Source organism: Billgrantia aerodenitrificans (assembly GCF_021404405.1).
GTDB lineage: Bacteria > Pseudomonadota > Gammaproteobacteria > Pseudomonadales > Halomonadaceae > Halomonas > Halomonas aerodenitrificans.
In genome coordinates this window covers 324,055-351,039 of the sequence record NZ_JABFTV010000005.1, presented here as the reverse complement: position 1 = coordinate 351,039, position 26,985 = coordinate 324,055, and the positions used below count along the sequence as shown (strand labels likewise).

The window sequence follows — 26,985 nt, the reverse complement described above, 5'->3', positions numbered from 1 at the left end:
AGGAGCATCGAGATGAATCGCCCCCTGCGCAAGCCCTTGTCGGACCTGATCTCTTCGCTGGCGCGCAAGTCGCGTCGGGCCAAGCGTGCCCAGGCCGAGCCCTCGCGTTTCATCTTCGAGGGGCTCGAGCCGCGCATGTTGCTCTCCGCCGATCCGCTGACGGCAGCGGTGGCCGCCGGCAGCGACATGGTGCTGCGCATGTCCGCGGATCAGCAGCGCCTGGAGCTGGTGGAGCGCCTGGAGGAGCAGGAGCAGCTACTCCACAGCTTCGACCTGGTGGCGGCGCGCGATGCAGGGAGCATCACGATTCAGGGTAGCGAGGACGACGATTCGCTGAGCTTCGACGCCAACCTGTTGGATGTCGATCTGAGCGGGCTGCTGATCAATTTCCACGGTGGGGACGGCGACGACACCCTGAACCTGGCCAACAGCCAGGGGCTGGTCATCAACTTCGTGGGGGGCGAGGGCGATGACCGTATCCAGGGGCTCGAGGCCGACACCGCATGGACGGTGACCGACGATGGCGAGGGGCACGCCAGCTTTGGCGATCATTCGAACGGCGACTGGCTCAGCTTCAGCGGAATTACCGACATCGATGCGGCCTGGTATCGCGAGGCGGGCGATATTGCCCCCGAGGATGACGGCTTCACGCATCGTCTTTCCGCCACCGTGGACGGCATGAGCTGGGCGCTCTACGACGAGCGCAGCCTGACGCTGGGCGGTATCGCCTTCGAGGGCGTCGACGTTCTCGTCGGACGGCACAGCCAGACCCTGGACTATTCCGACTATGCCACTTCGGTGGCGGTAAACCTCGGCACCGGCAATGCCAGCGGCTTCAAGCAGGTGGGCGGCTTCGGTCATGTGATCGGCACCAACGGCGACGACATTCTGATCGGCGATGCGTCAGCGACCCTGGGCGTGACGCTGGATGGTCGCAATGGCGATAACCTGATCGTTGGCGGCGGCGGTAACGATCTACTCAAGGCGGGCGCTGGCCAGAGTACTTTGGTCTCCGTTGGCGGCAACGACACCTTCGCCCTGAGCGACAGCTTCAGCCCCGAAGAAGCCGAACTGACCTACGTGGTGGAGCGCTCAGCCGGGAACATCACGCTGACCAACCAGGGCGCTCAGGCGCAGATCGCGACCCAACTGGGCAGCGTGGCGTTCACTCATCAGCCGGTCGAGATCGTGCTGGCGGCGGCGGGCAATGGCCAGACCCTGAGTGCCGCTGACTATGCACTTGGCGGGGTGACCTTCCAGGCGCGCGACACCGCGTCGAACACCACCATGCTGGGCAGCCAGCAGAGCGACCGCTTCATTCTCGGCGCGGGCGGCGGCACGGTGAATGCGGGCGGCGGTGACGAGAACCTGATCGAGGCCCAGGCCGACGCGAACATGACGCTGAGCGATGCACAGCTGGCCGTTTCCGGCTGGTCGCTGTGGCAGCTCGAGAACGTGCAACTTGCACGCCTGGTGGGTGGCGAGAGCGACAACGTGCTCGATGCCCGTGGCTTCACGGGACAGGTGCGTCTGGAGGGTGTGGCGGGCAACAACACTCTGTATGCCGGTAGCGGTGGCGCCATTCTGATCGGCGGTAGCGGCGACGACGCGCTCTACGGCGGTGCCGGTGACGATGTGTTGTTCGGGAACCGCGGCAATAACCTGCTGGACGGTGGCGGCGGTAACAATACGGCCATAGCCACTACCTCCCATTCGCTGCGTTTGTTCGACGATGGCGATGACGCCATGTTGAGGCGTGGCGACTTTGCCGAGCAGCATGAGCTGGTGTGGCAGCGCACCGCTGGTGACATTGTCGAGTTTCATTTCGGCGGTGAGCAGACCATTGCCTTGAGCATCGATGCCGAGGCCTTGGAGGTACAGCACGCCCTGGAGCAGCTCCTTGGTATCGGCGCGGGCAATCTGCAGGTTGCCCGTGAGGCGACGGACGACGAGGTGCGCTGGACGGTGCGTTTCGTCGGCGATTTCATGCGGCTGCTCGACGATGGCACCTTTGCCAGGGCGCTGGATGGTGAGACCTTCGGCGTGGCACTGATGGGTGCCGGCGCGGCTTCGGTGATGTCGACCCAGACCCGCGCCCGCCAGGCCGGCAGCGATACGCTGGTCAACATTCACAATGCCGTGCTCGAGGCGGAGTTCGGCAACACCGTACTCGATGCCCGCGGTTTCAGCGGCAGTGTGCTGCTGCAGGGTGGCAGCGGCAACGACACCTTCTATGGCGGCGACGGCTTCACGCAGTTCGTCACCGTGGCCGGCGACAACACCATTCATGCCGGCAGCGGCGAGAACGACATCACCGGTGGGGCGGGTCGCGACCACCTCATCGTGGCCCTGGCCACCGGTCAGCAGAGTGTCACGGTGGGGGGCGACAGCTTCCAGGTCGACGGCACGGTCTCGAACTACGTCAATGTCGATCTGCTGACCCTGGTCGGCAACGACGGCGACAATACCCTGGATGCCAGCGGCTGGCATGGCCTGGGCGAGCACAGCTCGTTGATCGAGCTGATGCAGCGTGGCGGTGCGTCGCAAACGGACATCGAGGCATTCCTGGCCGCGTTGGGTGGACGCTTCGACCCGCTGGCCCTGGCGGACATGGGGGCCACTGCGGCCGTCCTGGATATCACCCTGGCCAACGGGCAGACGCACAGCCTCAACGTTTCCGATGCGCGCACCCTGGGCGACCTGCTGCTGTTGCTGGGCACCGTGGAGGGCCTGGAGGCGGAGTTCGACGCTGCCGAGGGCCGCCTGCGCGTGGTGGATAGCACGAGCGGCGCCGGCAGCTTCGCCATCGTTGCCAACGACACCGCCGCGCTCCTGACCGATGCGCTGGGTTTCGCCATGTCGGGCGGCGAGTGGCTGAGCCAGGCTCTGGCCGGTACGGGGGCGGTGATCGATGCCAGGTTGGGGGGCGACAATACCCTCACCGGCAGCCGTGGCGACGACCGCTTCATCGTGGTGGCGGGCGAGCACGAGATAGACGGGGGCGCGGGCACCAATACTCTGGTGGTCGAGCACGACGCCGACATGACCCTCGAAGACGACACCCTGACGCTGGGTGACCTCGACACTGCGCTCGCCAACATCCAACTGGCCGAGCTGCTATTGACCGGCGGCAGCGGTGTGACAATCGAGGCCACCGCTTTCACCGGCATGACCCAGTTCCGGGTGGCCGAAGGGGTAGCCGCTACCGTCAAGGCCAAGAGCGACGACCGCGTAACGGTGGATCTCGCCGCCAACAGTTTGGCGGGCCTGAATGATGTCACCGTAGAAGGGGGTGCGACCCTGGTCGGCTACTGGAAGGGTGACAGCACGCTGGATGGCGTCACCCGAGCATTCACCGACCATATCGAGCTGCGTGCCGACGGCCGGCTGACCATTACCGGTGCGAACCTGACCACCGACGGCAGCGATCTGACGCTGATCGGACGGCATGTGACGATCAGCGGCGCGAGCGAGCTGAACACGAACGGTGGCCACCTGCACGTCAGCGCTCAACTGCCGCCCAAGGTGCTGGCGCCGGTCAACAGCTTCGTCGACGTGGGGCTGTTCGATCTCTCCGTGAACATCGGCGATGCCACCCTGACCGGTGGCAGCGTACGCATCGATGCCTTGCTGGTCGACCCCGAGCGCGACTGGTTCAACCAGCGCACCGGGGTTGGTCTGATCGACAAAGGCATAGATGCCACCTTGAATTTCCTGCAGGGCCTGTCGCTGTTCGGCAGCATTTCCACCCTGATTGCCAACGCCACCATCGATATCGGTGCCGATGCCAAGATCACCGCGACGGATGGCGATATCGTCGTAGCCTCGGAGATCGACATCACCGCTGACGTGTCGCCCACCAAAGCCTGGGGGCTGGGTGTATCAGTGAGTACGCTGATCACCCGCTCCAACGTCCATGTGCATGGGCAGCTGACGGCATCCAACGACATTCACCTCAGCAGCAGCGTGACCACGACCCAGAACGTGGAAGCCGCACCGGGCGGGCTTGGTGGTGTGGCGGGCGCGGTAGCGGTCAGCGTGCTGGTGAGCGAGTCGCGGGTGATGGTGTGGAACGATGCTGTCATCGATGCCAATAACGATCTGACCGTTTCCGCGACCACGGTGGAGAACAACACGACGAAGGCAACCTCGGCGCCCGACAAGGGGGTGGTGGGTATCGCCATTGCGGCGAACGTGGAGAGCAGTCGCACCGAGGCGCAGCTGGCCGGCGACGTCACGGTCGGTAACGACCTGCTGGTGGAAGCGACGACCAAGCAGGGCGAGAGCAATGGTGCCGTCACCGCCAGTGCCGGCACGGCCAAGCCTTCCGGCGGGCCGAGCGACCTGCGCGACGGCATCGAGTCGTCGTTCAAGGACGCTTCGCCCACGGCGCTGATCGGTAACTTCCAGAGTGCGCTGACAGATGCACTGACCGACAAGATCAAGAAGACGGTGGGCGAGAAGGCGCCCAACTTCATCGGCAAGCACTTCCGTGAGTCCGAGGGAGAGAAGAAGAACTCGCTCGACGTAGCCGCCGCCCTGGCGGTTTCCGTCGACCTCAACATTGCCGAGGCGCGCCTGGGTACCAGCGTCGATCGGGCCGGCAATGCACTGGGAGACAACGAGCGCAGCCGCATCGTCGTCGAGGGCGACGTCACGGTGCAGGCGCTGAGCCAGCATCGGCCCGCCGTGAGTGCCAGCGGTAGCGCTGAGGGCGTCGACCCGAACAAGAAGGAAAAGGAGAAGAGCTTCACCGACAAGGTGCTGGGTAACACCATCATCGCCAAGTATCTGGCCGCCGAGAAAAAGTCGGCAGTGAAGGGCAACGACTCCGCCGAGGCGCAGAAGAAGCAAGCCCAGGACGACAAGAGCGAAGCCAGCGAGGCGGCCAAGGTGGGAGTGGCCGGTGCGGTGAGCTTCGGCCTGCTCGACAACAGCGCCAACGCCACCATCGAGGGCAACGTCGACCTCGATGCCGGCAAGGCAATCTCCGTCGAGGCCGCGAGCCTCAACACGGTGGATATCGGCAGCCTGTGGGGCATGAATCTCTATACCGCGGGCAAGGCTTTCGACGATCTCGAAGGCACCTACGACCACACCAGCAGCGAAGGCGCCGTGGCCACCGCGCCGAGTGAGAAAGTGCTGGTGGCAGACGGCCACCAGGCCGGCGGCGAGGCTGGTTTCGTCTATCGCTTCCTTGGTGAGAACGGCGAGAACATCGATCTTGCCAGCGAGGACTTCTCCGACGACGAGCGTTGGGAGAATCTGGGAACTCCGCTCAATATCCGTATCGGCGAGTTCGTCGATACCCTGAACGGCTACACCTCAGGCGACCTCGGCCTGCCCGGCAGCTTCGACAGCTGGACCATGGCCACCGCCGAGGGTAGCAAGCTTGCCGTGGCGGGCTCGGCCAACGTCTTTTTGGTCAACCAGAACAGCGATGCGCGGATTCGCGAGGGTGCGCGTATCAACCTGGGCGATGAGACCGACATCGGTGCCGTGGAGCCGCAAGCTGGCCAGAGCGTCAGCGTCGTGGCGCGTAATGACAATCACCTGTTTTCTCTGATCGGCAACGTCAGCCTGCCTTCGTTTTCCGGTGCCAACAAGGCTGACGGCGACGCCTGGAAGAAAGCTTTCAAGAACGACATCGATACCATCAAGTCGGGCCTTGCCGGGGTGAAGTCGGAGGGCAGTGCCATCGGTGCCGCCGTGGGTGTGCATCTGCTGGGCGGTAGTGCCACCGCGATGATCGAGCGTGGTGTGGAGTTGGTGGCCGATAGCCTCGACGTGCGGGCCGCCAACGAGACCCTGCTGCTCGGCATGGGGGTTTCCAGCGGCCAGGCCGACAAGGTGGCGTTCAATGCCACGGCGGTGGCCAACATCGTGAACAATTTCACCCTGGCCCAGGTGCAGGACGCCGTACAGCTCAAGATCGGCAACGGCAGCGTGGAGGGCGAAACTGCAGGCCCTTCGCTGCGCATCAGTGCCAACGACGATACCTATGCCTTCGGCATTGCCGGTGGTGTGGCACAGGGCGGCAGCGTCGGCATCGGGGCGTCGGTGGTGGTCTCGGTGATCGAGCGGGATACCACGGCGGTGCTCGGCAGCCTGGCCGAGGATCTGGCCTTCGCAGGTCGCATTGCCGTTGGCGGTGACGCCTTGGTCGAGGCCAACACCTTCGGGGTGGTGGTCGACATGGCCCTGGCCGGCGCCAAGGCCGGTGGCAAGGCACCCAGTGGCGTCAGCTCCGACAGTGGCTCCGGTTCCGGCGGTAGCGGCGGCGGTAGCGGTGAAGACGACCCCAACAAGTGGCCCAACAACCAGAGCAACTACGACAACGTGCTGGCCGAGCTGACGGGCAAGCTGGGTCAGGGCGGCGGTAGCGGTGGTGGCACTGGCGGCGGTGGCGGTGACAAGAAGGGCGGCTTCGGCGTCGGCGTTTCCGGTTCCGTGGTGGTACACGTCGGCAACGACAATACCCAAGCCCTGGTGCAGGGGCTCGAGCTGTTCGATGTTTCGGGTTCGACCCGCGTGGCGGCCAATGACAGTACCCATCTCGGCCTGCTGGCGGGCGGGGCATCGCTGAGCCTCGGCGGCAGCGGGGCTCAGGTGGCGGTAGCCGGTGCCGCGGCGCTGGCCTTCCAGGATGGCATTACCCGAGCGCGTATCGACCATGTTGCCCGCTTCGACAGCCAGGGCCTGGAGGTCGAGGCGCTGCGCGGTGGCTGGGCGGTCGTTGCCTCGGCCGGGCTGGCCATGGCCAAGGGTCAGAAGGGCTTCGGTTTTGCCGGATCGGCCAGTGTGCTGCGCTCGTTGCGCACCGTGGACGCCGGCCTGCTCAACATTCAGGCCGGCAGCCTGGGCGATGTGAGCGTCATCGCCCGCGATGCCGCCAATACCATTCTGGTTGCCGGCGCGGTGGCCGGTGGCGGCAAGGCCGGCGTGGGCGGGGCAGCCGCTTATGCCGAGATTTCTCATGATGTACAAGCGCGGGTCGATGGTCTGGGTAGCGATGGCGCTGCCATGGCCGTGACCGGTATGTCGGTGGATGCCAAGAGCGAGGCGCTGATCGTCAGCATTGCCGGCTCCGCCGGTATCGGCGCCAGCGCCCAAGGCGTGGGCCTGGCCGGTACCGTGGCGATCAATCGCATCGAGAACACCACTCAGGCACTGCTCAAGGACGCTTATCTGACGGCACCCCAGTCAGAAGGTGAAGAAGGCGAAGAAGGCGAGCAAGACGCCGTGCCGTTCGCCGTGCGGGTGAGCGCCGAGGATCGCAGCAGCATCTGGTCGCTTTCCGGCGCCGTAGGCGTTGGTGGCACGGCCGGTTTCGGTGCTGCCATCTCGGTCAACTATCTCTCCAACACCACCAGCGCCTTGATTCAGGGCGGGGTGATCGAGCAGGCGGCCGGCGTGGCGGTGCTGGCCGCCAATACCGGCCTGCTGCGCACGCTCACCATTGGCGTGGGTGCCAGCAAGAAGGTGGCCGGCTCGGGCAGTGTTTCGGCCAATATCATTGCCAACTCGCTGCGCGCGGGCATCGATAGCCAGCGTATCGAGGCAACCAAGGCGATCTCGGTGCTGGCACAGGACCGCACCCAGCTGATCGCCATCAGCGGCGCCGCTGCCGGTGCCGGCAAGGCGGCGCTGGCCGGCAGCGTCTCGGTCAACATCATCGACAACGATACCCGGGCCACGATTCTCGACAGTCATCTCACCACCGACGAGGGGGTGCTGCTCAGCGCCACTTCCAGCTCGCTGGTGGTCTCGGTGGCCATTGGCGGCGCGGGGGCCGGCAAGGTGGGGCTGGCGGGCGCGGTGACGGTCAATCTGGTGTCCGGCCAGACGGTCGCTCAGGTCAAGAATTCACAGTTGACGGCCGGTGACGATATCCAGGTTCAGGCCACCGATAGCGCGCAACTTGTGGTGGTGGCCATCGGTGCCGCCGGCGCCGGCAAGGTGGCGGGCGGTGTCAGCAGTACCACGGTACAGACCGACAACGCCATCGTGGCGCTGGTGGAAGGCGGCCGGCTCGAGGCTGACAACGTCAGGATATGGGCAGGCCTTGCCGAGGAAACCGAGCGTGGTGCTTTCGACCTCGAGGCGCTGACCGGGGTCAATCCGGAAACCGAGGGCACCGAGCTCGCTGAGGGCGAGGAGGAGCCGGATATCGCCGCCCGTGACATGGGCAACCTCAATTGGTCCTCCGGTGTCGTGAGTGTGAGCATTGCCGGTTCCGGTGCGGGGGCCGCGGCCGGCTCCGCGGCGGTGAATCTCAACTGGATGCGCAGCTCGATTCGCGCCGAGGTGAGCGGCGGTGCCGTGGTGGTGGCGCGCAACGATGTCGAGGTGAAAGCCTACGATAAGAAAGGGCTGGCCAGCTTCGCCTTCGGCGTGGCCGGGGCCGGCAAGGTGGCCGGTGGCGCTGCCATCTCCTTCAACTACATCGGCGGCGATCCTTCGGATCCGTCGCGAACTATCGATAACACCAGCGACGACGACGTCAATGCCTCTCAGGACATGCTGATCCTGGAGGGAAGTGGCAACACCTTCGGCTACAAAGCCGGCCAGGTGGCGGCGGTGATCGACAATGCCGAGGTGACTGCCGAGGCGGGCAACGTCACGGTCGAATCCCATGCCGAAGCCCAACTGCTTAACATCACCGCTGGCGGTGCCGGGGCGGGCAAGGTGGCATTGGCCGGCTCCATCGCCATCAACTTCATGCAGCACGACCTGCTGGCGCGGATAGGCGGTGGCGCTCAGGTGGTGGCCAATGCGGTGGCGGGTGACGACACCACCGGCCATGTGCGTGTGAGCGCCTCCGTGGCGCCGATCATGATCAACATCGCCGGTGCCGCAGCCGGCGCCGGTGCCGTCGGCCTGGCGGGAGCCTCCGCTACCAACGACATGGCTTCCATCGTCAGCGCCCGTATCGACGGGGCCGCGACCCGGGTGACGGCGGACGGTAACGTCGATGTTCAGGCTCGCCTGCTCAGAGTGACCGACGGCGTGCCGCAGATGAACGTCGACAACAGCCTGATTCCCGAGGAGGAAGAGACCGGCGACCGGCCGGCGACGCCGGAACAGGGCGATCAGATCTGGAGTTTTGCACTCAGCGGCGCGGGTGCGGGCAAGGTGGCCGTTTCCGGCGCGCTATCGTTGAACTGGTTGCGTAGCAATGTCGAGGCAGTGATCGATGCCGCCGAGGTGAACGCCGAGGGCGACGTGCGTGTGGCTGCCTCCGACGACCTGGGCCTGAACGCCTTCACCGTTGCGGCCTCCGGGGCAGGCGCTTTCGCTGCCGCGGGCTACTTCGCCTATAACTATGTCGGCGGCAACCCCGACAATCCCGCTGACGATGCCAGCAACCGTATCGCCGCACTGATCCAGAACGGTGCCAAGGTCACGGCCGGTGGTAGCGTGCTGCTCGAGGCCACCTCCGATTCGCGCATCAACGCTTACACCATCGGCGGTGCGGTGGCGGGCTTCGCCGCGCTGAGCGGTACCACCACCCTCAACTTCACGCGCAAGGAAATCCGCGCCGAGGTGCTGGGCGGCGCTACCCGCGTGGAAGCCGGTGAGCACATTCTGATCGAGGCCGAAGACAGCAGCCGCATGACCTCCGCCAGCGTTCAGGTCAATGTGGCGGTGAAGGGCGGTGCGGCCGGTATCTCGGTGGTTTACCACGACATTCAGAACCGTATCGTGGCGGGCAGCCAGGGGGCCGAACTGGAAACCCGCCAGCACGGTGGCGGTGACGTGGTCATTCGCGCCGATTCTCTTTCCAGCAATCTGATCACCAGCGCAGGGGTGACCTACGGCACCTTTGGCGCCGGGGCGGCCAATGCCGGCAGCTCGGTGATCCGCAACCTGGCCGAGGCCAGGGTGGACGGCGGCACGGTGCGTGCCGACGGCACCCTGCTGGTTCATGCCGACGTGGTCGATACCAGCCGTATCGTGCTGGGTACCGTGGCAGCCGGGGCCGTGGCCATCGGCGGCGGGGTGTCGGTCGATCTGATGGGCAGCGACAGCCGCGCCTGGATTGGCGGCAATGCCGACGTGCTGGCGCGAGGCAACGGCGATGGTCGCGCCGTGACGCAGCGCTGGGACGATGGCTGGAAAACCGAAAGTCACAAGGGGGTGGTGGTGTTGGCCACCAGCCACATGACCTTCCTGACCGTGGCGGCCACGGTCGCCGGGGGCATCGGTTCGCTGGCGGCCAACGTCACGGTGGACGGGGTCAACGGTTCTACCCAGGCCTATATCGAGAATGCCAGGGTTCGTAGTGGCGGCGATGTCGTCGTGCGCGCGCTGCACCATACCGACGCCGACAGCGGCGGCGGTGCGGCTGCCATCGGCGCCGGCTTGGCCGCGGCAGCGGGTGTCGACACGACCCTGCTCGGCCATCGCACCGAGGCCTGGATCGACGGTTCGGATTACAGCTCGCCCGAGGCCATGGTGAAAGCCGACGAGGCGCTGATGGTCGAGGCCGAGGCCTCTGTAGTGTTCCTCTCCGTGGTCATGGGTATCGCGGTGGATATCGCGCCGGGTGCGGCGCTGGCCGGCTCCGCCAGTGCGGTGAACGTCTCCATGGAGACCCGCGCCACGGTGCGCCAGGCCAGCATCGAGGGCCGCACCATCGATGTGCGCGCCGAGAATCATGTCGACGGGCGTTTCATCGTCGGGGCTCTGGCCGGCAGTGGTGGCTTCGGCGCTGGTGCTTCGCTGGCGGTGGGCCTGCTCAATCCCAGGGCCGTGACGTCGATTCAAGGGGCGAGCCTGACGGCGAGCAACGACATCCGTATTGCCGCCAGACAGACCCTGGACATGGGCATCAGCGTGGTAGCCGGTGCCGTGGGCGGCGGCGCGCTTTCCGGCGCCTTCTCGGTGATGATGGCCGATGCTCATACCGAGGCTCTGGTTGCCAGCTACGCTGGCCAGCGCAGCGAACTGCGCTCCACCGGCGGTTCGGTGGAGGTGGTCGCCAATACGCTCACCAAGATGAACGTACGTGAAAACGCCGGCGACTACCTGCAAGGGGTGGGCGCTGTCAGTGTGGGTGGCGTCGGGGCCGGTGCCTCGGTGGAGGTCATGGTGCTGCGCGAGCGCACTCTGGCATCCATCGACGATTACAGCCTGGTACACGCCGCCGGCGACATTCGTGTGGAAGCCCTGCTCGAGCGCGACATCAACTCGGCGGTATTGGCCTTTACCGCCAGCGGTACGCTCAGCCTCAACGGTGCCATCTCGGTCATCAGCCTGGGAGCGGGGCTCAGCGAGGATGCCGTGGCCGACGTCGAGGAGCTTGGCCAACTGGTCTCGGGTTCCTTTGCTGGCTTCGCCAACGGCGACTATGCCATGCAGGAGAGCGCAAGCTCAGGCGACTCCGGCATCGAAGATGACGACGACGACCCGTACGACCCGGAAGACTTCGAGCGCGACTTCGATGCGCCGGCCAACGCCGGCAATCAGAACCAGGCCAACCGCAAGACCACCAACCAGGCCCTCGATGAACTGACCTTCCAGGTGAGCTTCGACGTCGAGAAGAACGGCCAGGTGATCGGCGACACTACCGCCAAGGTGGGGCGCTTCACCGAGCTCGATGCTGCCGGCGATATCGTGGTCGAGGCGAAAGAGCTGCTCGAGGTGGGGATCGTGACCGGCGGAGCGGCCATTTCCGGCGCCGCCAGCGTGGGCATTTCCATCGCCGTGCTCGAACTCAACGGCGCGGTGAGTGCCACCGTGGGCTACGGAAGCTCGCTCGCTGCCGACGGTCAAATTCGCGTGGCCAGCCACGCTGAGCTCAACAGTAACCTGCATGCCGTGGGCGGTGCGGCGGCTCTGGGTATCGCCATAGGCGGCCAGAGCACCATCATCCTGGATCGCAGCATCCAGCAGGCCTATATCGAAGATGCCGGTACGCCGGCTCAGGCTGTCGTCATCAATACGCCCGGCAATCTGACGCTGAGCGCCAGTGTGGACCGTCAGCATCAGGCGTTGGCGGCCGGCGGCAGCATCGGCAAGGTGGCGGCGGGTATATCCGTAGGGGTGGTCGAGATCAGTGGTGCCACTCAGGCGTGGCTCGGTGAGCGTGCGATCCTGGGTGACGATACCTTGTTGAACAACGTGATGGTGTCTGCCACCAGCCTCGACAGGGTCAATCTGACCGTGGTTGCCGTGGCCGCCGGTCTGGCCGGTGCGGGCACCGCCAACGTATCCACCGTGAGTCTTTCCAACGATGTGCAGGCTTGGCTGGGCAGCGGCATAACCCTCAGCGCCTTGGGCGATGTGGTCATCAGCGCGCTGCATACGCCGCGGGTCAGCGTAGAATCGCTCGGGGTGGCGGTTAGCGCCGGGGTCGGTATCGGCGCTTCGGTGGTGGTGGGCAACCTGGGCACCCGGGTGCTGGCACAGGTGGGCACGCCTGGCGGCGCCAACAGCGACATCAGCCTGCGCGCCGCCAACCTGACCGTCGAGGCGGGCAGCACGCTGTTGAATGACGCGCCGTCTCTCTACGCACGGGCTGTCGGCTCCGCCGGCGGGGCGCTGCTGGGCCTCAATGCCACCGTGATCACTCTGCGCGACAATGCCCGCGCCGAGGCCGTGATCGGCAATACGCAGTCCAACCGTGCCGCGCCGGGCGAGCCGCAGAGCGACAACAATATCGAGGTGGCCGGTCATCTGCGAGTCGTCACCGACCTGCGTACGTCGCTGGAAGGTCGTGCCATCAGCGTGGTGGGTGGTTTGGTGGCGGCCGGTGCTGCCGTGGTGGACGTGCGCCAGAATACCCAGAGCCGGGCGAGGATCGGCGATGGTCATCTGATCGGCGCGGGGCGAGTCAGCGTCGAGGCCGGCGGTCACCAGCAGGCGGAGCTCTACTCCTTGGCCGGCAGCGGCGGTGTGGTCGCCGGTGCCGGTGCCGGTAACCACCTGCGCCAGACGGCCATTACCCACGCTACGGTGGGGGCCTCGACCCTGTCCGTCACGGCGCCGTTGACTTCCACGGACCCGGATGCCGGCAAGCTTCTGATTCGCGCCAACCAGATCTTCGAGATGGAGAGCCAGATACTGGCTGCGGCGGGTGGCGTGCTCGGCGGTACCGGGGCGGAGGCGCGCTTCCGCATTACCGCCGATACCCTGGCAAGCGTTTCGGCCAACGCCAATGTCACGGCTGACAGTCTGGACATGTTTGCCGAGAGCGAAGTGATTCGCGAGCGTCTGGCGGGGAACGGCCACGATACCATTCGTGGTGTTGCCGGCGGTGCCGTGGCCGGCGCCGGTGCCAGCACCGATGCGCTGTTCGATCTCGATACCCGGGTGGAAGTGGGCGCTGGCGCGAAATTGACCACTACCGTGGGCGATCTGCGTCTGGAGGCACTCAACGCCATCACCTTCCACGATCAGATCAACCTCACCGCTGCCGGCCTCGGCTCCGGCGCCGGCATTACCTCGCACATTCGCGATGACGATATGGCGGCCAGCGTGCTGATCCATCAGAACGCCGTGCTGCACAGTGCCGGCGAGCTGGTGGCGACGGCGCGCGGCACGGGCGACCTGAGTTCCGTTCTGCTGATGGACACCTACGGTGCCGCCACCGTAGGCGTGGGCGACGTGCGGGTGATCTTGAGTCCCAACAATCGCATCGTGATGCATGAAGGCGCCAGTGCCACGGCCTTTGGCGACATCAACTTCGCGGCAGGCGGCGATATTCGCGGCAATCGCGATGTATACGCGCTGAGTGCGACGCTGGACAGCTTTGCCGGCAGCCTGATTCCGATCACGGATCTCAATGCCCGGGCGGAGATGAACCAGTCGCATCTGATCGATATCCGCAGCGGTGCCGAGCTGGTGGGCGCAAGGGACATCACGTTGTTCACCGAGCGCTTCGGCTTCAGCGACATGAATGCCCAGGCCAAGGGCGTGAGTTGGATTTCGGCGGTCACGGGGGCCATCGATGCCGCCCTGGGTGGCGGTGGCGGCTCCGAGATACTCGATGGCGATGTGGTGACCCGCTCCAACGGTCGGGTCAACATCGACGGCACGGTGCGTACCGGTATCGATCGGCATCAGCGCCTGGTGCTGGAGATGGCCAATATCGATTCGCTGGCTCGCGACATCAACCAGGCGCTGGAGTCTCTGCGAAGTGAGCTGCAGACCATTCGTAGCGCCAATGAGCCTGACATCCTGTCACTGCTTGGCCAGATCGACGCACTCGAAGCCGAGCTGGCGTTGCTCGAGGAGCAACTGGTCGAGTTGAACGATGAGCTGGTGGCGCTGGAGGCGGAGAAGATCGAGCTCGAGGACGAGCTAGGCGAGCTGGAAGATGAACTCGACGTCCTCACCACCGCGCTTGCTGCTCTTGATGATGAAGATGACGAGAAGACGGATGAGATCGCTCGACTCGAGGCCGAAATCGCGGCCAAGCAGGGCGAGATCGCGACCAAGCAGGACGAGATCGCTGCCAAGCAGTCGGCCATCACGGCCAAGAACGCTGCCATTGCCACCACCGAGCAGTCGATCGCCGGCAGGCAGGGCGACATCGCTACCCGGGAGAGCCAGATCGCTCAGAAGCAGAGCGAGATCGCTGCCAAGCAGGCTGAGATCGATGCCAAGGAGGCCGAACTCGACGCGTTGTTCACCGGCAATGCCGGCAATTTCCTGGTCGCGCGGGAGGGCTACGACGACATCGGCTTCAGCGTGGGCTATACGCGCGGTCAGTCCGAGCTCGTCGATGAGCTCCGCGATCTCAGGGAGCGTTTCGCGCTGTACCGCAGTTCCGGCAACCAGCAGCTGATCGATTTCTATACGAACGAGATTGCTCGTATCGAGCAGCACCTGCTGGATGAAGGCTTTGCCGAGAAGGTCGGCAACGACATCTTGATCAACGAGGTGGATCAACTCACGGTCTACATCGACGATGTGTGGGCCCAGGCCGGTACCGTCTATGTATTCGCCGACGACCTCACCGGCAGCGGCGAGGTGGATGCGCCGGGCGATGCCAGCATCACCATTCTCAACACTGCGCCGTCACGCATGGTGCTGGGTAGCACACAGATTCCCCAGGTGGTCGGCGGGCTTTACTTCAACCTCACCGAGGTGGGCAGTGCCGCGGCCATCAATCTGCTCAACTCGAGTTTGACCACCAGCCTGTCGGGGCTCAACCCGGTGGGCAGCGAGGGGGCGACGCCGCGTATCACCATCGTCAACAGCAGCGGGGTCTATTTCGACTCCAGCGATGGGGTGCGGGGCCAGGTGCTCGATGCGCTGGTGCGTGGCTTGCAGTTGGAGGGGCTCAGCGACACCGCGCGTGACGCTTTCCTCTACGACAACAACGACTATGGCAACTCACCGGCGGCCAGCGTGCTGTTCGCGGTCACGGGTCTTACCCGCAACGTCTCCGGCGAGATCGTCGCCTATGCGGCGGGCTCGCTGGAGATCGAAGGGGAGATGCGTGCCGAGAGCCTGCTGCTTTCCTCGGCCGGGGAGATTTCCGTGCGCGGCCTGTCGCAGTTCAATCCCGGCGGCAATCCTGATGCTCAGGCGGTGAAGGCTCACAGCGGCGATGGCGTCGGTGGGCTCAGCGCGGAGGCACTGGAGGCGATTCGCAACAGCCGTGGCGATTCGCCGGATCTTTCCGCCGGCGTGATCGTGATCGATGCCGAGTTCGTCAACCTCAACGGCTACATTCGTGCCGGCGAGGATATTTATCGCCTGGTGCTGGGCGACGCCGATGCCCAGCGTATCGCCGATCATATCCGCAGCGGCAGCACCAGCAGCATCGTGCTGCCGGCCTCCAGCGGCACGGCGCTGGCCATCTTCAACCCGCGCACCGGCCAGATCGAGGTGCAGAACATCGCCATCGAGGGTGGTCGTCTCGATATCACCGGCCACGTGGTCAACACCGGTAACGGACTGCTCGAAGTGCTGGGCGGCTACGGCACCATCGAAGTGATCAACAACACCCAGTACGCCCTTGCCGTAGGCGGGCTGGACGTGAGCCGTCCGGGCCAGGGGATTCTGCGCATCGACGATAAGTTCACCGGGCTGCACGAATACCGCTATGACCCCGACGGCAACAATACCTACACCTTCAAGCCCAGGGAGGATGCGCGCTACGGTTTCAGCGTGGCCCAGGACAGCACCGAGCGGCGCTATGCCGTGAAGGGGTCCAGCAGCTGGCTGGGTATCGATGCACTGGCCGCCGACCCGCGCACGCTGAACTGGGGCAACAGCGAACTCAGCCCCGGCAAGCTGCAGGATTCGCTCTCCTATTTCTACACCTCCAACGAGACCGGCTACCGGTACGCGCAGAGCCAGATCGGTGCGGAGCCGGGCGAGGCCTTGCAGAACTGGAACGACATCCCGGTGCAACTGGTGGACAAGTGGTCGACCAGTACCTGGTATGGCAAGAAGACCAACTACGCCAAGTTCGTGCAGGAGCGCGAGAGCGTGATTCTGCATACCCACTCGGTGGAGGCCAACCGCGACGTCCAGATTCGATTCATCGGCAATCAGACCGGCACCATCAACGTCGAGTCTCGTGGCGATGTTGTGCTGATCGGCGATCTCGCCAACCACAACGGCACCAGCACCGTGAAGACGGAAGGGGCCATTCGTCAGAACGACGATCAGCGCCGCGACATTCGCATCAGCGGTGCGGAAATCGTGTTGCGTGCCGAGGATGGCATTGGTAATGGCCGCGCCATCGATCTGCACAACCGCCTGGGTCCAGATGCGGCCGCGGCACCGCCGATGCGTCTGGATGCCGTGACCGTGCGCGGCGACATCAACGTTCACCAGCTCAACGGTGACCTGACCGTGAACCGTGCTCATGCCGGCGGCAACGTCAGCCTGATGGCCGCCGGCAGTTTGATTGCCGGCACGCTGCAGGGCGGCACCACGGCTCATGTGCAGGGTGGCAATCTGACCCTGATTGCCGAGGGCGGCAGCATCGGGAGCATCGCTGCCAATAATCCGCTGCTGATTCAGCAGTCGGGCGAAGGGCGCCTCAACGCCACCGCACGTGGCGATATTGCCTTGCATCAGGTCAGCGGTGATCTCGGCGTGGAGCGCATCGTCAGCGCCCAGGGCGATGTCTGGCTGCGAGCCGCGGGCGACCTGCTCGACCGCAACGACGATAGCCGACGCGACGAGCGCACCATCGAGCAGCTGCGCGGGGTGTGGGATCGCATGGGGCTGGTTCCCGGCGAAGAGGGCGGACGCATCGAGGCCGCCAAGCAGGAGCTCAAGGACCGCAAGGCCAATGAGTATCAGACTTACTGGAACTACCGTTTTGCCACCAGCGAGGACGTGATCGGCGGGTTGGTGGACGGCGAAACCTACCGCATCAAGAGCATCGACGAGCACGGCAACCTGCTGCTGGAAGTGGGCAGCGGCGACGAGCGTACGGAAGTGCGACTGGTGGCACCCGACATTGCCGCGGACGATCCGCGTGCGGGTCATCGCTTCTATACCTCCGGCAGTGACTTCTTCACCATCGACAGTCTTGCCGACGTCACCGCCGACGGCCTGCTGGCTGCCGGTGGAGCGCTTGCCGTGGGGCAGACCCTCACCTATCGCCGCGTGGTGGAGTATGACCCCGACCAAGGCGTGATTCTGACCGAGCGCGAACGCAGCGCTTATCGTGAGGCCTTGCTGGAACTGGATCCCTCGTTGGCCGACGACGAGGCCGCCCTCGAGGCGCGAATCGACGGCATCGCTCAGGACCGCACTACCGTCTATCGCCAGCTGCATGCCATCCATGGCGTGGACGAGAACGGCTCCGCAACGCTGCTGCGCGAGCTGAACTATCAGGCGACCCTGACGGCTGCCGAGGTGGCCAATATCGAGTTTTCGGTGAAAGAGTGGACCGAGGCGGAGCTGCTGTCGTTGATCGGCGCCGGGCTGCTGCAGGAAACCACCAGCACCCGTACCGAGATTCAGGCGGCTAACGTCGAGGCGGCGGGCAACATCACCTTGATCGCCGGCGGCAACATCGGTGTGGCCAGCGGCCGTGAGCTGCTCGACATGACCAACGGTCTGGCGGGGCTGAGCGAGGAGCAGCGTCTGATGCTCTCCGCTGCGGAGCGTCAGGACGTCAGCTACTTGAAGCACGCCCCGGTGGAAGCCAATGTCAATTTCGTGGTGGGCGATAGAGTGGGCGGTGTCACCACCGTTACCCTCGAGCGTACCGATGGCGAGGCTTGGGACACCACCTGGTTCAAGCCCGGCGAGACCCTGGACATCCATGGCAGGTCGCTCAACATCACCGAGAACGGGCTCTATTACGAGATCGTTTCGGTGGACGGCGGTACTCTGGTGCTGACCACGGCACTGGACGTGGTGGCCGAGTCGGGCGTAGATGTCGAGCTGGCCGCGGTGCTTCTCGACCCGCGCAGCACCGAAGCCTTCGGGCCCGACGGCCTGCCGGTCATTCGCTTCATTTCCATCAGCCTGGTTGAGGATTTCAACGTCTACAACGGCGGCGAGATCTACGTTGAAGCCGAGGGTTCGGTCTACCTCGGTGCCGATGCCGAGGAGGGCGAGGCGAGCCTGCGGCTGGCCAAGCTGCACGCGGGGGCGGATGCCCGCATCAAGGTGTCGGGCAGCATTCTCGCCGCCCAGACCCTTTCGGGGGATCTGGTGATCCGCAGCGGCGACCTGGTGCTGGAGGCGGCCAACGGGCAGATCGGCTCCAGCCCCGATTCGCGACTGCAGCTGGACCTGAAGGAGGGCGCGACCGTGACCGCCCGAGCCCAGCAGGATATTCACCTGCATGCGCTTGGCAGCGACATGCGTATCGGCACCATGTTCTCCCAGAGCGGCGACCTGTGGTTGAGTGCCGATGGCAGCATCCTCGACGGCCTGAACCACGGGCTGATCAACATGCTGGCCAACAATATCCACCTGACAGCCGGCGAGAACATCGGCAGGGAAAACAATTTCCTGGAGTTCGCCACGCGACCCGGTGGCGTGATCAATGCCCAGGCCGGCAACGATATCTATCTGGATACGGTGGATGGCAGCATGATCATCGGCTACATCGAAGCCGGTGAACATGTCTACCTGCGTGCCTTGCACTCGATTCTGGGCACCAACGGCAACGAACTGGCCGGTGACATCAAGGCCACGACCCTGCGCCTGGAGACCCGCATTGGCGGAGTGGGCCAGGCCGACCGCCTGCTGGCGATCATGACCGACGACGAGATCGGGCGGCTGGATCTCGATAGTGCCGACACCGCCTTCGTACGTGAAGTACTGGGCAGTGCCAGCCTGGGCCGCAGCGGTGACTTGCGCCTGGGTCAGGTCAGGGCCGGTAGCGACAATACCCTGGCGCTGATCTTCTCGGAGGTGGGTAACATCTTCAACGCTCTGGACGAGGGCGAGATCAACATCCTCTCCTACGGCGTCTACCTCGTGGCCCAGCACAACATCGGTCGTCAGGACAAGGTGATCACCACGGCGACCGGTGTGCTGCAGGGCGAGTCGCGCGAGGGTCAGGTGTACCTGAACAACAGCGGTCACCTGGTGATCGACGGCAAGGGCCTGACCGCCGCTGGCGACATCGAGATCACGACCAATAGCCCCATGACGGTCAGCGAGAACCTGATCTCTCACTCCGGCAACATCTATCTCTACGCCATGGAGAGCAGCGATCCCGACGACAACGGCGATATCGTGACGTTCACCAACGGCGTTCTGGTGGAGGCCGAGCAGGGCAGCATCTTCGTATCCGCAGGCGACGGTATCGTCATCGAGGACGATCAAGTCGTACTCAGGGCCTCCCGCGATATCTATCTACGGGTGGAAACCTGGGAAAGCACTCTGCTGGGTACGCGTCTCGACGATACGCAGGCTTCAAGCGTACTGCGAGGTACTCTTGAAGCGGGCGAGTCCATCGTGATGCGTGGCGGCAACGAAAAAGGACAGCATTGGCTGATCGAAGAGAACGCCACGCTCATCGCCACTACCGTTGAGCTGGATACGGGTAATGGCAACAACCGCTTCGAGTTGCAGGGTCAGATCGAAGCCACCAGCGTACTGCTGAATGGCGGTAATGATGGCGATGTGCTGTGGCTGGCGGGCAGCATCGTGGCCGATCAGGTACTGATCCAGGGCGGTACGGGCGACGACCGCGTGACCTTCGACGGCGAGCACGCCCTGGGCCGCCTGGAAGTGGATCTGGGGGCCGGCAACGATACGCTACGCGTGCACGGCACCATCCATGCCGAACACGGCATGCGTTTCTACGGCGGTGCTGGTAACGACGACCTGATGCTGCATGCCGATGAGCTGCTCGGTGAGATCGAGCTGCTCGGCGGTGAGGGTGACGATACGCTCACCGTGGTGGAGCTCAACAGCCGTACCGATGGCCTGCTGATGGATGGCGGTAGCGGCAGCGATACCTACCGCATCGTGATGCACCAGGGGGTGAACGCCAACTACGAGATCACCGTAGCCGACGGCGGGGCGATCAACGACGGCGTGGACTTCCTGTTCATCGAAGGCCGCGGCTTCGACGACTACCCCGGTATGCTCGACCGCGACATGGGAGCCTTCGTCGACGGCGATATGAGCGACCTGTTCCTGATTCGCCGCAATTTTATTGCGCGGCTGGAGGGCGATTCTTCCCAGGGCGTTACCGGCGGCAACGTGGAGCGCATCAACTACGGTGCCGACATGAACGGCCGGGTCACGGTCAATGGCCATGACGGTGATGACGTCTTCGTGGTGGACGATACCTCCGCCCTGATGACCCTGGACGGTGGCAACGGCAACGACCGCTTCCAGATCGGCCAGCTGTTTGCCGAGCATCCCAACCCTGAAGGTACGGCGGTGGATGGCTATTACGCCACCGGCGTGAGGGTGGGCGACGAGATTCGCGTCACGCCTACCAACTTGGGCTATCTCAGCTATGGCAACAGCGAGGCCATGGTGATCTATGGCGGTGATGGCGACGACGAGTTCATCGTCTACAGCAACAAGGGGCTGCTGCGCATGGAGGGGGAGGATGGCAACGACAACTTCGTCATCCGTGCCTTCATCGCCGAGAACGACATCGAAATACGCGGTGGCAGCGGCGACGACAACATCGAGTACAACATCAATGCACCGGTGAGCATCGACGGAGGCAGTGGCTATAACACCGTGACCGTGCTGGGTACCGAGGGCGCGGATCAGTTCGTCATCACCGAGGACGGTGTGTTCGGGGCCGGTCTCAATATCGGCTTCGAGAACATCCAGCGGGTGCGGGTGGACGGGCTGGAAGGCGACGACACCTTCTATGTGCTCAGTACCCGTTTCGATGTGGTGACCGAGCTGATCGGCGGAGTCGGCAGCGATACCTTCATCGTTGGCGGCGACGTGACGGGACGTATCATCTCCGCCAATCCCGAGGGTCGCAGCAGCCTGGTGACGCACGGCTTCGCTTCCGCCGAAGAGGCTTACCAGACCCTGCTGGCCGATGGTCTGCCGGTCAGCGTGGTCGACCAACGCTCCGGTGTCGTGGTGGTCACCGAGCCCGGTGGTTCCACGAGGGTGGTGGAAGGCGGCGGTCCCAGTTCCTGGTTCGTGTCGCTGGCGCTATCCACCGGGGGGCTGGCCGATGGCACGCTGGTGACGCTGACCGTCTCGGCGGCGATGGCCTCTTCCCACGACCGCAGCCGCACGCCTCACGGTGGGCGTAGCGCAGAGACGGTCAAGCTCTCCTTGCAGGAAGATGGCGAGTACACCCAGGCGATCACCGTGGACTTCGTGCTGGTGGATGGCGTATGGACGCCTGCCCAGGAGATCTTCGTCAAGGCGCCGGATGACGATGTGGTGGAAGGCACGCGACTCGTCACGGTGAGCTACCAGGCGCAGGTAGCCCTGCCCGAAGGGCACGACGGCGAGATGCCGGATGCGCTGCAGTCGCTGCTGAGCCAGCCGCTCGCCAATACCATGGTCACGGTATACGACAACGACCTGGGCGACGTGGTGCTGAACGTTCCCGGCGACCGCTTGCAGTTGATCGAGGGCGACTCGGTGACCGGCCAGGACGGTAGCTTCGAGCTGCGTCTCTCGGCACCGCTTCAGGTGGGTGAAGTGGTGACCGTGACCCTCGATCTGTCGGCTTTCGGCGACCGGGTCTCGGCCAGCACCACTACCTTGGTCTTCGATCATACCAACTGGGACCAGGCGCAGACCGTCACGCTGACGGCCGTCGACAACGATCGTGTCGAGAACCGTCTGGATGGGCGCGTGCTGTTCGAGCTCAGCAGCAACCTCGATGGCTCCATCTACGAGGACGTCAAGGCGAGTACCGTGCGGGTCACGGTCTACGACAACGACAGTCCCGGTCTGGTCATCCAGCAGACCGATGGCCGCACTCTGGTGACCACCGCCGGAGCAACCGACAGCTATACGTTGCGCCTTACCCAGGCCATCGTCGAGCCGGTGACGGTCCGTCTGTTCTCGGACGGCCTGACCGATGTGGTACTCGGCGATCGGGTCTTCCTCGATACGCTGTTCAGCGGCGCGGTAGCCATCGAGGTGCTGGCCGGTGCCGAGGCCGGGCCGCGCTTGCGGCTGCTGGAGAGTTCCTGGGCCGAGCTGGGAGTGAGCGTGGGGATGACTCTGACGCTGGTCGATCCGGCGGGCGATGTCCTGCAGGTCCGCGTCAATCATGTCGATGCCGACGGCTATCTGCACCTGACCCAGGGCGTGGACGTCGCTGCCGGCAACTGGCAGCTGACCGAGGTTGCCATTCCGGCGGTCACTTTCACGGCCGAGGACTGGTACTGCACGGTTGAGGTGACGCTGAGGGCCGATAACGGGTTCGTGGCGGCGGAGACCGAACGCTACGTGATGCCTTTCGCGCCGCAGCCCCACGTGCTGGATCGTATCCAGGGGCCGTTGATCCTGGAAGGCGGTGTGGGCGATACCGATCGCACCTTGAACGCCGCCATCATGCTGCCCCATGAGTCGACCGGCCAACTGGGCGATGGCCTCGGGCAAGGTCTTGGCGATGACGATCATACCGATGACACCGATACCCTGATTCTGCATGCCGATGCCAGCGTGCAGTCGTTGCATGGCAGCCTGACCGCCAATCGCGTGACAGGGTTGGGCATGGGAGAAGGCGTGCTGAGTCAGGACGATGGACGGGGTGCCGGAACCACCATCGACACCCTGCGCGGCGTGACCTTCCATGGCATGGAGATAGTCGAGTTGCTGTTGGGCAGCGGCAACGACCACCTGGAGATCGACCTCGACCCCGTGGCGTTCTCCGGCGAATGGTCGGCCGCCGCCAGCGGTGAACGGGCGATGCTGATCCGTGACGGCAGCTGGCGCGAGGATGGCTTCAGGGCTGGAGACGGCCTGCTGATCGGCGGCGAGCGCTTCCTGGTGTTCGGCTTCACCAGCGCAGGACACATGTTGCTGGATCGTCCGCTCGCGGAACTGCTGAAGGCGCTGGGCGACCAGCGTCCGGCGGTCATTCGCGAGATGCCGCTGACCGTGGTGCATGGCGGTGGCGGCGACGATCTCATCGAAATACGCGGTGGCTACGATGCTCAGATTCCGCTGATCGTGTTCGGTGACACTTCACGCAGCGGCGCACGTTACAGCGCCGTGAGCGGCGAGCCTACGCGCCTGGCGCAGCCCTTCACCAAGCCTGGCAACAACGTTATCGATGCTAGTCAGGCAATCGGTGGCGTGGTGCTGGTTGGCGGCGCCGGTAACGACACCTTGATCGGCGGTGCCGGTAACGACCAGCTGTTCGGCGGCGGTGGCAACAATACGCTGGATGCTCGTGTCGGTGGTAACAACCACCTGTATGGCAACGGCAGCATCGACGTCGACCTGAGCGTGCGTCTGTCTCAGGCGGAGAGGGTGATGACGCTCTACTCTACGACGGGTGACGTAGCGCATGCCACCGGCGACCGCCTGGTGGCGGGCGACAATCGACTGTACGGAGGTAACGGCAACGACGTCCTGATCGGCGACCATGGCGTGATCGAACTCGAAGCGCGCAAAGGCATCGCCAACCTGCGCCTGCTCGACAGCCAGCGCGTGATCTCGGTGCGCAGTACCGATCCCGCTTCCTATGGCCACAACCACCTGGAGGTGACGGGTGGGCGCAATATCCTGATCGGAGGTAGCGGCAACGATACCCTGCAGGGTGGCAGCGGCGACGACATCCTGATCGGCGACCATGCCGATGTGACGTTCGGGCGTGTCAACGACTTCAGAAACATCGTGAAGATCGTGGTTCGCGACGAGGGCTTTGATGGCGATGACATCATCGAAGGCGGTAGCGGTAACGACGTTCTGCTGGGAGGTGGCGGGAACGACATTCTCTACGGCGGCACGGCGCTGAGCGGAAACCACACAGGGAATGACGTCCTGGTAGGGGATTTCGCCGTTCTAACCTTCGTCAACGGGCAGTTGCGCCATCTTGTGACTCTGCCTAGCGCGAGAGCCGGGCATGATGAATTGCACGGTGGGGCAGGTAACAACGTGCTCGTGGGTGGTGAAGGCAACGATACCATCACGGGGGAGAATGGCCGTAACGTCGTATTGGCTGATCTGGGCGAGCTGGTGTGGAACTCCGCAGGGCATCTGGTAAAAGCAATGTCCACCAACCCGGGTCGGGGCGGCAATGACACTGTGACGCTTGGCCACGGTGGCAACCTAGTGATTGGCGGCGACGGCAACAACACCATTCACAGTGGTGACGGCAACGACCTGTTGGCTGGTGATCACGCCGAGGCGCTGTTCGATCAAAATGGCGTGATCCTCTCCTTCACTTCGCTGCATTTCAATCACGGTGGTAATGACACCATTACCAGCGGGGCCGGAAACGACTGGATCATCGGCGGTCATGGCAATGACAGGATCACCGTCACATCGGGTGACAACGTGGTGCTGGGCGACAATGGCCGGATCCTGGCTCGCGACGGCATTCGCCAGCGCGTGGAGAGCCTGGATACCCGCGCCTCTACCGGGGGCAACGACGTAATCCACGTTGGCACCGGCAACGATCAGGTGATCGCCGGGGTAGGCAACGACCATGTCACCAACGTGGCGGGCGAGACCGTGATCATCGGCGATGTGGGTGTGATCCTGAGCGATGCCCGCGGGCGTTACACCATGGCCGAAACGGGCCGCACCGACCTGGGCGGCGACAACCGGCTGTTCGGTGGCAGCGACCGCGACATCATGTTCGGCGGCAAGGGTGACGACTACCTCGACGGTGGGCCGGGTAACGACATCCTGTTCGGCGACTTCGGCCGCGTGACCCGCACGTCGCAGATGATCACGGTGGAGACAATCAACCACTTCGAGGGCGGCAACGATACCTTGATCACCGGCCCTGGGCGCAACATCGCCATTGGCGGTGCCGGCAACGACAGGTTCGACGGCAACTTCGACCTCGACACCATGATCGGCGAGTATGCGCGGATCCGCATCATGCTCAGCGGCAGTAACGAAGCCGAGCAGATCACCTCGATCGTCACGCTCGCGCAGGGTCGCCTCGACCTGATTCGTCAGGCGCAGCAGAACCTCTATGAAGAGGAGCGCGACGATGGGGTGCAGGAGGCACTGGGCTGGCTCGACATGACGCCGCAGGGACTGCTGGGCAATGGCAACCTTTTCGCTCGCCACGACCAGCCCGGATTCCAGGCACGGGGCATGGAGGGGCTGCGGACGCTGATCGACGAGTGGGTCGAGCGCCAGCAGGGGGCAGGCAGCAGCGGGTTGCGTACCAGTGTGGCTTCCTCGGTAGCGGCCAGTGTCGGAGAGGCGTCGGCCCCAGCCCAGGCGCCGTCACAGGATGCCGCGCCGGAGGATGTGACGAACGAGTCGAGCGACGAGGTGCTGGAAGCCGAGCCGCAGGAGCTGCCGCTGGAAGAAACCGAGTTGCCGCAAGAGGCAGCGGAGGAGGGGGAGCCTGCCGAGGTCACCCAGGAGGTCGACGAAGATGCAGCGCTCGAAGTCGCCGGCTTGATCGGCGCCTTGGCCGGGGCCAGTGGCTGGGGCGTGGCGCGTTCGAAGACGAACGGCACGGAACCCGCGCGCATGGCGGCGCTGCGCCGCGAGCAAGCCGCCTGTGAGTGGCAGCGCCTGATGAAGAGTGATAATGGCGCAGAGCGTCAGCAGGAGCACAGCGAGGATGAGTGAGGCCCGTTCGCTGCCAGGAGGCGTGCATGCCGAGATGATGCAGACCTTCCTGGCGGCGCTGGATATGCCCTATGGCATCGAGCGTTCCGCCAAGTGGCGGCCGCAGCGTTGGTCCACGGATCGCCTGCTCTGCAGCGCCCCGGTCTCGGCATGCGGTGCGGATGTGCTCGCTCGGCAGCTACCCGCGCTGCTGGAGCGGCTGGGCATGCAGCACGCGGACATGCAGGCGTTTCTCGCCGAGCTGCAACCGACCGTTGGGGAAGTGCCGCACTATCTGCATCTCGGGGTCGAGGATGGCCGCTGCAAGGTGTACTGGGAGGCGAGCCAGCCCGAGCGGTTGGCACAGGAAGCGCGCTTCGTTCTCTATCGTGCCTGGAAGTGGCAGCCGGGCGAGGCCGCTGCGCTATCCGACTACGTGCTGGAGCCTAGTGCCGGCCAAGCCGTGCGCGCGATCAAGGCGCTACTGGCCGAGATGCCAATGGCATTGGCCGATCTGCTGGAACAACTGGAGGTGAGCTTTGCGCTGAAGCAGACGCCCTGGCCGCCATTGACGGTGCGCATCGAGGAGCGTGTGGGCGGGCGAGAGACGCAGCGCCACTCGTTGAATCTGCATCTGCACCAGGCCCGTCTGCCGCTGGGTGGAATTGCCGGCCTGTGCATGGGGCTCGTGCGCGAATGGCAGAGTGCGCCGCGCAGTACCGTGGTGGAGTGGGTCGCGGCCCATGGCAGCGAAATGCTGGGCAATCTGTCGTTCGGTATCGGCGACGACGGCCAACCGTTCCTGACCTGTTATCACGGGGCCCGGTTGTGCAAGCCGTAACA

General features: G+C 64.7%; 2 protein-coding genes. Both read left to right on the top strand.

Features of this window, described 5'->3' with window-relative positions:
- Positions 1–12 precede the first annotated feature (12 nt).
- Positions 13–26,163, top strand: a complete 26,151-nt coding sequence (locus HOP59_RS11985) for an LEPR-XLL domain-containing protein (RefSeq protein WP_234254117.1) — start codon at positions 13–15, stop codon at positions 26,161–26,163.
- Positions 26,156–26,983 (top strand): hypothetical protein, encoded by an 828-nt coding sequence (locus HOP59_RS11980; protein ID WP_010628716.1) that lies wholly within the window; start codon positions 26,156–26,158, stop codon positions 26,981–26,983. Before HOP59_RS11985 ends, HOP59_RS11980 begins: the two co-directional genes overlap by 8 nt.
- Positions 26,984–26,985: the final 2 nt, after the last annotated feature.

Bases quoted from the DNA above. Each gene is read 5' to 3' on its own strand.
- HOP59_RS11980 (WP_010628716.1), top strand. From the start codon at position 26,156: ATGAGTGAGGCCCGTTCGCTGCCAGGAGGCGTGCATGCCGAGATGATG.
- HOP59_RS11985 (WP_234254117.1), top strand. From the start codon at position 13: ATGAATCGCCCCCTGCGCAAGCCCTTGTCGGACCTGATCTCTTCGCTG.